Here is a 14120-nt window from a genome sequence, read left to right on the forward strand (position 1 = left end):
TAGCAAAAGAAACCAGTTTTACAGGCGAAAGCGTATTAGATGAGATTTATCCCAACGAGTTATTGATTTCGGTTGTTTGCGTAACCCTCAACGCTGCAGGTACTTTACCCGACCTGATCAATAGTATACGAGAACAAAAAACCATCCTGATGGAATTTGTGGTGGTGGACGGTGGCAGTAAAGATGACACGATTGAGATTCTGAAAGCAAACGAAGACATTGTTGACGCCTGGATAAGCAGGGCCGATTGCGGCATCTATGATGCCATGAACAGTTCTCTGAATTTCATCAGGGGCAAGTGGGTGATTTTTTTAGGTGCTGATGATTTGTTGCTCAATGGTTTTAATGAAATGCTGGCTTTGTTAAAAGATTCCAATACGATTTATTACGGCAACCTGATGTATTACGGTCGTAAGTTCGCCAAAAAATATGATGATTATTATTTAACAAAGCTTAATATCTGCCAGCAGGCAATTTTTTATCCAAGGTCAGTATTTGCGAAGTACAATTTCAACTTGAAATATAGAGTTTATGCCGATTACCACCTGAACCTGCGCTGCTGGGCCGACCCGCAGTTTAATTTTTTTCATGCAGAGCACTTAATTTCATCGTTTAGCGACGGCGGTTTTTCAAGTTATGAAAAGGATTTCGTTTTTGAGCAGGAGCGGGACATGCTTTTTAAAACATACCTGAAAAAGAGCAGTTATTACCGTTACGTCAATCGCACCAGGGGGTTTTGGGTGTTGCTGTTGAGTTTGTTTCAACCCGGATAAATCAGGTACATTTTATTTAAATGGACATTAAAAACCGAAATTTATTCAGGATCAGTCGCTTTATCATATTGAGACTTCCGCCGGTATTGAAATTTCTTGCGTTATACCGCGAACCTGAACGACGCCTGCTGATCATTAAAACCGATGCCATCGGTGATTACATATTATTCAGAAATTTTTTTGAGATCATAGCAGCATCAGAAACATTTAAAGGGTATCAAATAGATGTATTGGGCAATACACTTTGGCGGGACATGGCGCTGAAATACGACCGTAAGTTTGCAGATGAATTCTTTTTTTTTAATCCCGATGACCTGTACTCTTCGCCTCTAAAAGCATTCAAATTAAGCATAAAGCTTTTCTGGAAAAATTATGACACCGTTTTACAGCCGGCATTTTCAAGGACTTTTGTAAATGACGGGCTGGCCGGGTTTACCGCCGCAAAAAATGTGATTGGTTTTGTAGGGGACACCGAAAGGATAGACGCCCGGTATAAATTAATTACCGATAAGTTTTACACCAGCCTTTTCGCGCTGCCACAAAATATTGTTTTTGAATTTAACAGGTCGAAATTTTTTGTTGAGCAGGTACTATTACGACCTATTGCTATTGATGGTCCTTTTATTGCTATTGAAAACAAAAGCCGCAATGGATTAGTTATTTTCCCCGGTGCTGGAGTCGGAAAAAGAAGATGGGAAAAGGAGAAATTTTTGGATCTGATAAAACTTATCCTTCTGCATTCAAAGGCTCCCATTTCTATTGCGGGAGGTTTGGAAGAGATGGAAACGGTAAACTATTTGATAAATAGCCTGCCCGCCGGCAGCTTATGCAATTTGGCAGGCAAAACCACTTTAAATGAATTAATTGAGTTGATTGGTAATGCCGCCTTGATAATAAGTAATGAAACCAGTGCCATCCATATAGCGGCTGCAGTAGAAACGCCTGCCATATGTGTTTTGGGTGGCGGCCATTTCGGGCGCTTCGCACCATACCCGGTTGCTGTTGAAGATGCGCCTGTTTGTGTTTATGAGCAAATGGATTGTTATAATTGCAACTGGAATTGTATTTATCAAATAAAAGAGGGAGATCCATTTCCCTGTATCACCGCCGTTACTTTAGAAAAAGTTTGGGCTGATGTTCAACAATATTTATAACGTTGTTGTAAAAATAGATAATATTGCCCAAACTCGCCGTTCAAAAGCTTTGTAATAATTGTAATTAGGTAATTACTGTTAGCTTTGCACGTTTATTCTTATTTATATAAATGAAGACTTATTTCCGGCTGCTATCATTTGCAAAACCAATTGAGAAGTTTGCCATTCCCTATATTATAACCACCATATTTTCTGTTATTTTCAGTACGCTGAATCTTGCTTTGCTTGCTCCTTTGCTGCAAACATTATTTTCGGGCAAACATGGTGCATTTGTTCACCTGGGTGCACGACCATCGTTCTTTAACATTATGGGCATCTTCAATTATTATGTGCAGTATATGCTGAATAATTATGGAGCATGGACAACCCTTGAATTTGTTTGCGCTGTCATAGTTGTATCAGCCCTGCTTGCTAACCTGTTTCGTTATTTATCACAACGGACGATGGAAAATTTAAGGGTACATACCTTGTTGAATTTTAGGAGAACGGTTTTTAATAACGTAATGAATCTTCACTTGGGCTTTTTTAGTAATGAGCGTAAAGGAGATATAATTTCTAAAATAGCATCAGATGTGCAGGTTGTACAATTTTCGGTAACGGGTACATTACAGGTAGTGTTTAAGGAGCCCCTGACGCTGATCGCTTTTATGGCAATGTTATTCAATATGTCTGCTAACCTGACATTCTATTCGCTGCTTGTAATACCTGTATCTGCTTTCGTTATTTCCCGTATTGTAAAAAGGTTAAAATCACAGGCTATCGCATCGCAGCAAACTTATGGCAATATGATCAGCTACCTTGACGAGGCGTTGTCGGGCATTAAAATAATAAAGGCTTTTAATGCGACGGAGTTTATCAAGAACAAGTTTAATAAGGAAAATGTAAAGTATTCCTCTATTACCCGTTCAATGGCAAGGCGCCAGCAATTAGCTTCGCCGGCATCGGAATTTTTTGGGATAACTATGATCGCGTGTATAGTTCTTTATGGCGGGCACCTGATATTTGTAAAGGATGCGTCTTCATTAAAACCGGAAATATTCATTACTTACATAGCTTTATTTTCGCAGGTGATGCGGCCCGCCAAAGCAATATCCGATTCGTTCAGCACCATTCATTCGGGAATAGCAGCCGGCGAAAGAGTTTTGGCCTTGATAGATGAAAAACCGTTGATAGTTGATGCGCCGGATGCAGTAGCCATCAACGACTTTAACGACAGCATCGAATTAAAACAGGTAACTTTTGCCTATGACGATAAAGTTGTATTAGCTGACGTTGATTTTCGCGTCCCTAAAGGTAAAACAGTCGCCTTGGTCGGCCCCTCAGGTGGCGGAAAATCAACGCTGATGGACCTGATCCCGCGTTTTGTTGAGCCAAAATCCGGCGAAATAATGATAGATGGAAAAAATATCCAGGCATTAAAGGTTGATTCGGTAAGATCGTTGATGGGCATCGTTAACCAGGAATCCATCCTGTTTAATGACACCATTTTTAACAATATAGCCTTCGGAAAAACAGACGCCACCCTGGAGCAGGTGGAGGCAGCAGCCCGGATTGCTAACGCACATAACTTTATTTTAGAAACTGAAAAAGGGTATGAAACCAATATTGGCGACCGCGGCACCAAGTTATCCGGCGGTCAGCGGCAGCGCATCTGCATAGCAAGGGCTGTACTGAGCAACCCGCCGATCATGCTGCTGGATGAGGCAACGTCGGCTTTGGATACCGAATCGGAAAAGCTGGTGCAGGATGCTTTAAACAACCTGATGAAGAACCGCACATCATTAATTATAGCACACCGTTTAAGCACTATACAAAATGCTGATATTATTGTGGTACTTGAAAATGGTAAAATTGTTGAGCAGGGTAACCACCAGCAACTGATTGAAATGAATGGTTTATACCGCAGGCTGATAGATATGCAAACCTTTAGTGCCGATTGAAAAATGGATGGAAACTGCTAAATTCTTCTGATAACTTTGATTGTTTAGTGTTAAATGCCGGTTATGAATGAAAATTTTAAAGTAGCCGTAATTATTCCTTTTTACCTTGATACCATTTTTGAATATGAGCCGATAGTATTGAATTAATGCGAAAAGGTGCTCTCCTATTACCCGATCATCGCCGTAAATCCGGAAAGTTTGGTTTTGCCGGAAGTAAGGGAGAACGCTAAAAACACCGTGAAGCAGTTAAAATAGTATGGGGTTTTAAAGCAAAAAATTTTTGGTACAGGCACATCAAGCCCAATAGCAACAAAATAGTCCGCCATGAAGAGTAGTCCCCAAGCCGGATATCATACCACATCAGCTGTGTTGTTTGTGATATTTAACCGGCCTGAAACAACAAAAAGGGTTTTTGAGGCGATACGCATCGCGCAGCCCAAACGACTATATATTGCTGCTGACGGCCCACGCGAAGGTTACCCCGAAGATACGGAACTGTGTAAACAAACTAGGCAAGTACTAAGCCAGATAGATTGGGAATGTGAATTGAAAACCCTTTTCAGGGAGGAGAATGCAGGCTGTAAATATGGTGTATCGGCGGCGATCACCTGGTTTTTTGGGCAGGAAGAGGAGGGGATTGTATTGGAGGATGACTGCCTGCCGGCCAATAGCTTTTTTAAGTTTTGCGATACCCTGCTGGAAAAATACCGTTATGATACCCGCATCAGGCATATCACCGGATGCAATTTGCAATTTGGTAAAAAATGGGGCGACGCCAGTTATTACTTTTCTAACCGTACCCACGTTTGGGGCTGGGCGAGCTGGCGAAGGGTATGGAATGATTATGATGTAAACCTTACCAAATACGATGGCGCAGAAGTTAGAGCGCAACTAAAAAATATATATGATAATGATTTTGTTGCCGACGCCTGGACGAATATTTTTAATGAGCTAAAGGCCGGAAAAATAAACTCATGGGCTTACCCGCTTGATTTATGCAACTTTTTTAATAATGGATTGATAATCATTCCGAATGATAATTTGATATCCAATATTGGTTTTAGCCAGGGTGCTACCCATACCACTGACGAAAAAAGCCCTTATGCTGAGATTGCTTTAACGGAAATAGACGGAATAACCGACCCCGACTTTTTTGTCCCTCAAAAACAAGCAGATCTGTCTATCATGTACCGGGATTTTAATATTGAACAACGACGTAAAAATAAAGCCTGGCACCGAAAGCTAAAAAGGCGGATCAAGTCAATACTCAAATCTATGCTAAAAATAAAAAGCCATTCTGTATAATACAAAATGGCTTTTTAATGAAAATTTTTAATCTTTTTAACGCTTATTCAAACTTAAACCCTAAACCAACCTGCCAAACCTGGTTGCGGTAATCGCCGCCGTAGGAAGCATTTTGATCATTAGGCTGAAGGTCGATGGTGTACCTGGCGCGTAATTCAACATCGCGGCTCAGGTCGAAACTTACACCAACAACACCGTCAAGGATGGTTTTTTCGCCATAGGTGTTGTAATACTGCTGGGCGGTTACATCAAAGCCGTTATCGTAAGTGTTTGTCATTGAAACCGGGATTGCTACCTGTGGTCCAACCAGGATATTAAAAGTTGGCGACAACTTAAATTTCAGTAATAACGGAATGTCAATGTAATTTGAACGCTGGGTGAAATTACCATAGGTAGTAACAGCTGCGTAACCTTTTTGAGAATACAAAATTTCCGGTTCAAAACTTAAAGGGTAAACCAAAGGCAGGTCCAGGAACAAGCCTGCATTAAAACCGGCAATAGCCGCCGTACTAAAATTAGAATTATAGGCATCCACCGTATTGGCCACGTTTAAACCACCTGTAATACCAACCCTCACCTTATAAAAATCATCAAATTGACTGCGTGGGGGCGGGCGCCTTACGCGACGGGGGCCATAATAACCTTGTGCGCATACCGAGCCTGCAACCAGCAGGCATATCGCAAAAAAGAGAAGTTTTTTCATAATAAAATTGTTTTTTTATATAGCATAGAGTAAAAAATTAGCCAAAGGTTTATTCGGCTTTCAATTTTTTAATAAAATTCATGTAAAAAACCATGCCACTAAATTCATTTTTAATTTACATTTGGCCCATGAGGGTGCTTAAAACGCGTTTTAAATGGTTTTTAGTAATAGCTATTAATCTTTTGTCAATTGGTGCTTTTGCTCAGAAAGAGAGCTATATACAGTCTTTAAATCACAAAAACCACTGGGTTGATTCTGTTTTTAAGAAGATGAACCGGCGTAAAAAAATAGCCCAGCTGTTTTTTATCAGGGCCAATACGGATAAAGGACAAGCGTATGAGGATTCGATCGCTAAAGTGATCAGTGATGAACAAATTGGCGGCATTGTGTTTTTCCAGGGCGGCCCGGTAAGGCAGGCCAACCTGATCAACCGCTATCAAAAACTGGCCAAGGTGCCTTTAATGATTACCATGGACGGCGAATGGGGTTTAGGCATGCGTCTTGATTCGACCATATCTTACCCTTTCCAGATGACCTTGGGCGCCATACAGGATAATAAACTGATCTATAAAATGGGGCAGTTTGTTGCTTATGATTTTAAGCGGATGGGGATGCAGATGAACCTTGGCCCTGATATGGATGTGAATAATAACCCCGACAACCCGGTGATCAATTACCGGTCGTTTGGAGATAATAAATACAGTGTGGCTACCAAGGGAATCGCCTATATGCAGGGTATGCAAAGCGAAGGCCTTTTAACATCGGCAAAACATTTTCCAGGCCATGGCGATACCAATGTTGATTCGCATCTCGACCTGCCTCTATTGCCCTTCAGCCGCGAACGTTTGGATACTTTAGAGGAATATCCTTTTCGTGAAGCGATAAAAGCAGGGATCAGCGGGGTTATGATCGCCCATATGAATATTCCGGCGCTGGATACCACAAAAAAATTACCATCCACCTTATCAAGGCCTATTGTTACGGGCGTTTTAAAAGACTCGCTTGGATTTAAAGGCCTTATCGTTTCGGATGCGATGGAAATGAAGGCTGTGACCAATTATTTTCCGGAGGGCGAAGCGGATGTCAGGGCATTTTTAGCCGGAAATGATATTATTGAATTGTCTGAGAATTCCGGCCGGGCCATAAAGCTGATCCGAAAGGTAGTGCGCAAGGGAGGGATTTCGAAACAAGAGTTCGAGGCAAGGGTGAAAAAAATATTAGCCGCCAAATATTGGGCCGGTTTAAATCATTATCATGAAATAGCCGTTGAAAACCTCGCGGCCGATTTGAACAGGCCGGCAGCGAAAGAATTGGTGCAACAACTTAGTGATGCCGCGGTTACTCTTTTAAAGGGCGACGCGAATGCTTTGCAGATGAACCCATTACTAAAGACAGCCATCATTAGCGTTGGCGTAACGCAGCCAACAGTTTTTCAGCAGGAACTTGCGCGCTGGTATCCCAACAGTGCGTTTTTCCAGGTGGGTAAAAATACCCCGGAAAATGAGTTGAAGGCATTATTAACTGTGCTGGGGCAGTACGACCAGGTTTTTGTTAGCATAAATGATACCCGGGCACGCCCTGCAAGCAAACTTGATTATTCCATCCCTGTAAAACAATTTATTACTGCTATTGCGGCTCACCAAAACGCGGTTTTCAGTGTTTTTGCAAATGCTTACACGCTGGCTACCCTGCCGGGGATTGAAAAGTGCAGCGCCCTGCTTGAATGTTACCAGATGACGGATGATCTGCAGCGGTCGGCTGTAAAAATTATCATACGCCAAATGAACCCGATTGGCAGGATGCCTGTTACCGTAAAGCCGCTTTTTTATACCGGCCAAGGTTTGAGGCTTCAATAATCCCGATATTCTTATCTATCTTGTATCATGGAAACAAAAATAAGGGCCATCGTAACCGGTGCTTCAGGCATGGTTGGCGAAGGTGTATTGCACGAATGCCTGTTGGATCCGCAGGTTGAAGCGGTGCTGGTGATCGGGAGAAAGCCTTGTGGCACCGTTCACTCCAAGCTTAAAGAGATCATTCATGCTGATTTTTTCGACATCAGCCCCATCGCCGACCAGCTCAGCGGCTATAACGCTTGTTATTTCTGTTTGGGCGTGTCTTCTGTCGGAATGAAAGAGCCTGAATATTACAAGCTCACGTATACCTTAACCTTAAACGCGGCGCAGACCCTGAGTAAACTCAACCCCGATATGACCTTTTGCTATGTCTCTGGCGCTGGCACCGACAGCACAGAAAACGGCCGCTCCATGTGGGCGCGGGTAAAAGGGAAAGCAGAAAACGACCTGATGAAACTGTCTTTTAAACAGGTTTTCGCCTTCAGGCCTGGTTATATGCACCCCACCCCGGGGCTTAAAAACGTCAATAAATATTACAAATACATTACCTGGCTATATCCTTTTTTGCGATGGGTATTTCCGGGCGGGGTAAGCACGCTGGCGGAATTAGGCAGGGCGATGATCAACGTTACTCGCCTGGGTTACGGCAAACAAATTATCGAAGTGAAAGACATTAAGGCGCTGGCAAAAATGGGCTGATTAAATTATTCTGGCTCTGCCACGTTTGGTTTGGTATAGGTTTTTATCAATGCCTCCTTGTCTTTTTTTAAGGGCGGGCATCCCATTAAACAGCACTTAATTGTCAGCAAACAAGCTGATTTGTGTAAACCCGGCTATTTTATAATGTATTGATTGTCAATATATTAAGTAATAGATATTGAAAATTGTGTAAACCTTTTGTAAACCTTTATTTTTAGTTTGATTTACAAATGCGAGGTCCCGGATTGTGACGGCCTTCATTATTTTTACTCATACATTAATCCATACAACACGTAATAGAGTCATTATATTTATCCCCCAAAACATAGGTTATGGAGCACAAATATTACTTCCTGAAACTTGTCCCCTGCCGCCCAACATTTGCCCAAGACATGACACCTGATGAGCGGGCGATCATGACGCAGCACGTAGCCTATTGGAAGAAGTTTTTGGATGAGGGCAAAGTACTTGTGTACGGCCCGGTGATGGACCCGCAGGCAGTTTACGGCATGGGTATAGTCACCACCGACGATGAAGAAGAAGTAAAAGCCCTGATCGCCGGCGACCCGGCCTCGCAAATAAATAACTATGAATATTACCCGATGCGGGCGATTGTGAAGGGGTGAATGAATTTTTGAATGTTAAAATATGGATTTACAAGCTGAAAAAATAGAACTTGTTAAACGTCTGCTCGAAACTGATGACGAATCTGTATTGCTCCAAGTCAGAGAAGTTTTTGAAAACCACGATAAAGACTTTGGGAATGACCTGCCTGAACATGTAAAAACCGGGATTGAACGTGGTCGTAAACAGGCGGCGGAAGGGAAACTAACGCCCCACGAAGATGTAATGAAGAAATACGCTAAATATCAGGATAGCTTACTTTAACGTTGTTCTTTTAAATTTCTTTTTTGGGTTACGGCTGGTGTGAAATATTGCAGTAACAACAATAAGTTTATTCTGCTCATCGATAAAATAAACAATCAGGAAAGGGAACTTATCAGTTAATGCTTCATGGAATTTCTTGTAAGATATTTTATAATGAAACGGGTTCTTGCAAATTTTCTTAAGTTTTTCTTCAACCATGGCGTTGAAAAATTCACCGAGGCCTTCTTGTTGTTCCTCATACCATACATAAGCATCGGAAAACTCTAGTGACGCTTCACGTTTTAAAATAAATGAGTAGCTCATTTATGGATTTTTCTGTCAGCTAACGCTTGTCTTGCCATTGCAACAGTTTCTTCCCAGGTGTGGGTTTTACCAATCCCGTTCATATAGTCATCGTACCTTCTATCCAGTTCTTTTTTTTGATCTTCACTAAATTGATAGCCTTCGGAAATATCATCTTCAAGCAAAGTATAAATAGCTTTTAGCTTTTTATCTTCTGCTGAATCAATATAATCATGAAGTTGCTGCCTTATTTGTGTAGTGCGCATAATCAAGCCTTTTTACAAATTTAAAATATTTTGAAGGTTATTCCTACTAAAGTCAAAATGTAATTATTAGTAAAAATGCTTTTTTCATCGTGAAAAATTCGATATATTTAGTTTAATTTAACTTGGTTAATAATAATGGCTCGTAAAATATCTAACCTAATATTCCTGCTATGTATATGTTTATCTGTTTTGTCATCCTGTGATCCGGGTTCAAAGATTAAATATCAAATTCTTAATAAGACATCAAAACCAATAAAAATAAAATATCAATTTCCTGATGGCCGCCCCGTTTTGTATGTTACAATTTATCCTCATTCAATCAAGGTGATACAATTAGCAAATGAATTAGGCTATGTTGACGGTATTAATGAACGAAAAGATTCGATTTACTTTTACAATTTTGAGGTTATACAAGGCAAAAGAATATCAACAAGAAACTTTAAGGACAAAAAATATTGGACATTCAGCATTGTTAATCGTCTGAAGGCGTCTTATACTCTTAATATTGACAATTCATTCTTTAATTGAAGCTATTAGATATGATCACATTTTAGGAGATGTCAAATCTTCTTTCAACCTTTATACATGCATCCCAACCCCCACAAATACAACGAAAAATTCAAAGAAGCACTCGCCCTGCTCAACCCGGAACAATTGGCTGCCGTTAACCAGATGGATGGCCCTGTGCTGGTGATTGCCGGGCCGGGGACAGGTAAAACGCAGATACTGGCTGCCCGGATCGGTAAAATATTGACCGAGACCGATGCCAATGCCAACGAAATTTTATGCCTCACCTATACTGATGCAGGCGCCGTTGCCATGCGGAAGCGGCTGTTTGATTTTATCGGGCCGGATGCTTACCGCGTGAATATTTATACTTTTCACGCCTTTTGCAATGAGATCATCCAGGAAAACCTCAATTATTTTGGCAAACTGAGCCTCGACCCTTTATCCGACCTGGAATCGGCTATGTTTTTCAGGGAACTGGTGGATGAATTCCCGAATGATCACGTGCTCAAGCGTTTTACAGGCGAAATATATTATGACGCACCCAACCTAAAAAGCCTTTTTTCGGATATGAAGAAGGAGGGTTGGGACGAAGCCGCTTTTATTACGGCGGTAAAAGAATATTTGGACGATTTGCCCAACAGGGAGAAATACATTTATAAGCGGGCAAATGCCAAGGCCGGCATACAGGTTGGCGACTTGAAGCAGAAAGATATCGACAAGGTGCATGAGCAGATGAAAAAACTGCTGGCGGCTGTTGCCGAATACCGCAATTTCGATGCGAAGATGAAGGCCAATAACCGCTACGATTATGACGACATGATCCTGTGGGTTTTGAAAGCCTTTCGCGAAAATGAGGAATTGCTTCGCCGTTACCAGGAACGTTACCAGTATATTTTGGTGGACGAGTTCCAGGATACCAGCGGATCACAAAACGACCTGTTGAAATTTATGCTGAATTACTGGGACACGCCAAATGTTTTTGTTGTAGGCGATGACGATCAATCGATCTTCAAATTCCAGGGGGCGAACATGAAGAACATCCTTGATTTCGCCGGCGATTATTCCAAAAGCCTGAAAACTGTCGTTTTAAAACAAAACTACCGTTCCAACCAGCAGATCCTCGATATCTCAAAGGCGCTCATCGAAAACAACCGGGAACGTTTAACCCGGCAGCTCGAACTTGATAAAAACCTGAAAGCCTCGCATCCGCGCTTTGATAGCCTGGTTGTTGAGCCGGTGATCTGTGAATATGAAAACCCGGCACAAGAGCTGGCGGATATTGCGCAGCAAATAAAAAACCTGCTGGAAAAAGGTACCGAGCCCGGCGAGATCGCCGTGATCTACCGCAACCACAGCCAGGTGGAGGAGCTTTTACAATACCTGGATAACCAGCATATCGCTGTAAATACCAAACGGAAGATCGATATTTTTACCCTGTCATTTGGCGAAAAGATCATCAACATATTGCGCTATCTAGCGATGGAAATGGATTCGCCTTACAGTGGTGATGAACTACTGTTTGAGATCATGCATTATGATTTTTTCCATATTCCGCCCATCGAGATCGCAAAAGCCAGCGTCGCGGTAGCAAAGGAAAATTATACTACCAACAGGAATAACGACCCGAAAACATCATTGCGTGATTTTATAAACCGGATGAAGATGCCTGTGCAGGCAGGGTTGTTTGACGAAGCGCAGCATCATGGGATGAAATTTTTGGTCAGCGATATCGAATACCTTTTAACGTTTTCAGCCAGTAATACGCTGCAGCAATTGTTCCAGCAACTGATCGCCAAAATGGGCATCCTCAAATATATTATGGAACAACCCAACAAAGGCTGGTATATGCAGGTGCTCACCAACTTTTTTGATTTTATAAAAGATGAAAGCCGCAAAGACCCTGAGATCAGCGTGGCAAAACTGATTTCAACCATCAAAATGATGCAGGAAAACAAGATCAGGCTGGCATTGAACCAGGTGATCTATTCGGACAATGGCGTCAATTTTTTAACCGCCCACGGCTCAAAAGGGCTGGAGTTTGAACATGTATTCCTCATCGGTTCCAGCAAAAAGATCTGGGATGGCAAAGGCCGAAATTACGGTTTCAGCTACCCCGATACCTTAACCCAGGCGCCTGATGATGAAATAGCGCAAAAGGAAGAATCACGCCGTTTGTTTTATGTGGCGATAACCCGGGCAAAACAATGCCTTTCCATTTCGTATGCCGGTCATGACAAAAACGGCAAGGAGCAGGAAGCCTCGCAGTTTGTAGGAGAAATTTTGGCGGATACCCATTTGCAGTTGAAGCATCCAAAAGTTAGCGAGGATGCGATGATGGATTTTCTGGCCATCCAGTTTACAGAAACCATCCAGCCCAAAGTGGAACTGTTGGACAAAAACTATATTGATCAACTGCTTCAGGATTATACGCTTTCAGTAACGCATTTGAGCAATTATCTGGATTGTCCCCTACGCTTTTATTTTCAATGTTTAATCAGGGTGCCCTCTGGTAAAAGCCCATCGGCAACGTTCGGGCAGGCCGTGCACTGGGCATTAAATAAGGCCTTTAAACTGCTGAAAGATGATGGTAATGAATTTCCGCTGACAGAGGATTTTATGAAAGAATTCCGCTGGTACATGTACCGCAACCGTGATTCATTTACCAAAGAGGAGTTTAAACTGCGGCTGGATTATGGCGAAAAAATATTGCCGGCTTATTATAACCAGAATATAGAGGTTTGGAATAAGATAGCAGTTACCGAACGCAGCATCAAAAATGTGGAGGTTGAGGGTGTGCCGATAAAAGGGAATTTGGATAAGGTTGACTTTGTCGGCAAACAGGTAACGGTAGTAGATTACAAAACCGGCAAGCTAAAGAACGCTAAAGATAAATTCAAAAGGCCGGATGATGATAATCCAAACGGCGGCGACTATTGGCGCCAGGCGGTGTTTTATAAAATTTTGATTGATAACGACCGCTCGCTGGATTGGGAAGTGGTAAGTACAGTATTTGATTTTGTTGAACCGGTAAGCGAAGGTGAATATCATAAAGAAAAGATCGTAATAACGCCTGAGGATACGGATAAGGTAACGGAACAGATAAAAACCGTCTACCAGAAAATACTGGCCCACGATTTTAATACCGGCTGCGGCAAAAAAGAATGCGATTGGTGCCATTTTGTGCGTAGCAATTTTAAGCAGGTAGGCGGTGTGATGCAGGAGGAAGAAGAGTAAAGCACGTTGTTACGCTGCGCTCGTTGTTTGGATGGGAAAATATAAAAAAGCGCGTTGTCGTGCTGAGCCTGTCGAAGCAGAGCGCGGTGGCCGTGGAGAATGTTTAGCGGAGGCACTCCTGGGAATGCATGGTGTACAGGCCTTTGCACACCGTGCTTCGACAAGCTCAGCATGACACCCTTTTTGTTCATTTTATAATTAAAAAAAGATTTATTATGAAATATCTCACGTTGATTTTTCTTTTGTTTATCGTGCGGCTTTCGTCGGCCCAAACCACCATCAAACAGGATGCGGCCATCAAACAAATGGTTGATGAAGTATCCTCCAAAAATATGGAGGCGATCGTGCGCAAACTGGTGAGTTTCAAATCCCGGCATACCTTTAGCGACACCATTAGCGCTACTGAAGGCAGCGGCGCGGCCCGCAACTGGATAAAAGCTGAATATGAACGATATGCAAGGGAATCGGGCGGCAGAATGACCGTTCAGTTTGATACGTTCACACAGCCAA

General features: G+C 42.2%; 12 protein-coding genes and 1 pseudogene. 10 read left to right on the forward strand and 3 right to left on the reverse strand.

What is annotated here, in order from left to right; all coding sequences use genetic code 11:
• The 4 genes from QZY09_RS03370 to QZY09_RS03385 all read left to right on the forward strand — a co-directional run.
• Positions 1–773, forward strand: a 773-nt coding sequence (locus tag QZY09_RS03370; RefSeq protein ID WP_295668026.1) for a glycosyltransferase, incomplete at its 5' end; no start/stop codon positions are given.
• A 20-nt stretch (positions 774–793) separates the two neighbouring features.
• Positions 794–1927: a glycosyltransferase family 9 protein gene (locus QZY09_RS03375; RefSeq protein ID WP_295668028.1), complete on the forward strand. Its 1134-nt coding sequence runs from the start codon at positions 794–796 to the stop codon at positions 1925–1927.
• 110 nt (positions 1928–2037) lie between these two features.
• Positions 2038–3867, forward strand: coding sequence for an ABC transporter ATP-binding protein (locus QZY09_RS03380; RefSeq protein ID WP_295668031.1), 1830 nt, complete (start codon positions 2038–2040; stop codon positions 3865–3867).
• Positions 3868–4191: 324 nt separating this feature from the next.
• Positions 4192–5172: a nucleotide-diphospho-sugar transferase gene (locus tag QZY09_RS03385; RefSeq protein WP_295668034.1), complete on the forward strand. Its 981-nt coding sequence runs from the start codon at positions 4192–4194 to the stop codon at positions 5170–5172.
• Positions 5173–5215: 43 nt separating this feature from the next.
• Here the strand turns inward: QZY09_RS03385 and QZY09_RS03390 are convergent, their stop codons facing one another.
• Positions 5216–5875: a porin family protein gene (locus tag QZY09_RS03390; RefSeq protein ID WP_295668036.1), complete on the reverse strand. Its 660-nt coding sequence runs from the start codon at positions 5873–5875 to the stop codon at positions 5216–5218.
• A gap of 269 nt (positions 5876–6144) precedes the next feature.
• Here QZY09_RS03390 and QZY09_RS03395 point away from each other — a divergent pair, with 269 nt between their 5' ends.
• From QZY09_RS03395 to QZY09_RS03410, 4 genes are all read left to right on the forward strand, one after another.
• A complete protein-coding gene (locus tag QZY09_RS03395; protein WP_295668038.1) occupies positions 6145–7731 on the forward strand; it encodes a glycoside hydrolase family 3 N-terminal domain-containing protein in 1587 nt (528 codons plus the stop codon).
• 27 nt (positions 7732–7758) lie between these two features.
• A complete protein-coding gene (locus QZY09_RS03400) occupies positions 7759–8430 on the forward strand; it encodes an NAD-dependent epimerase/dehydratase family protein (protein WP_295668040.1) in 672 nt (223 codons plus the stop codon).
• A gap of 332 nt (positions 8431–8762) precedes the next feature.
• Complete coding sequence (locus tag QZY09_RS03405; protein WP_295668042.1) at positions 8763–9056, forward strand: YciI family protein; 294 nt, start codon at positions 8763–8765, stop codon at positions 9054–9056.
• 22 nt (positions 9057–9078) lie between these two features.
• A complete protein-coding gene (locus QZY09_RS03410) occupies positions 9079–9318 on the forward strand; it encodes a hypothetical protein (RefSeq protein ID WP_295668044.1) in 240 nt (79 codons plus the stop codon).
• Here QZY09_RS03410 and QZY09_RS03415 read toward each other — a convergent pair.
• The gene (locus QZY09_RS03415) at positions 9310–9621 is read right to left on the reverse strand and encodes a type II toxin-antitoxin system RelE/ParE family toxin (RefSeq protein ID WP_295668046.1); all 312 of its coding nucleotides are present in this window, start codon (positions 9619–9621) and stop codon (positions 9310–9312) included. The genes QZY09_RS03410 and QZY09_RS03415 overlap by 9 nt on opposite strands.
• On the reverse strand, positions 9618–9866 hold the full coding sequence (locus QZY09_RS03420) for an addiction module protein (protein ID WP_295668048.1): 249 nt from the start codon (positions 9864–9866) through the stop codon (positions 9618–9620). Before QZY09_RS03420 ends, QZY09_RS03415 begins: the two co-directional genes overlap by 4 nt.
• A 585-nt stretch (positions 9867–10451) precedes the next feature.
• On the opposite strand from QZY09_RS03420, the gene QZY09_RS03425 reads away from it, so the two are divergent.
• Positions 10452–13610 (forward strand): ATP-dependent DNA helicase, encoded by a 3159-nt coding sequence (locus QZY09_RS03425; RefSeq protein ID WP_295668050.1) that lies wholly within the window; start codon positions 10452–10454, stop codon positions 13608–13610.
• A gap of 215 nt (positions 13611–13825) precedes the next feature.
• Positions 13826–14120: pseudogene (locus QZY09_RS03430) on the forward strand (peptidase M28); the annotation flags it as partial.

The organism is uncultured Mucilaginibacter sp., from assembly GCF_903913935.1.
Lineage (GTDB): Bacteria > Bacteroidota > Bacteroidia > Sphingobacteriales > Sphingobacteriaceae > Mucilaginibacter.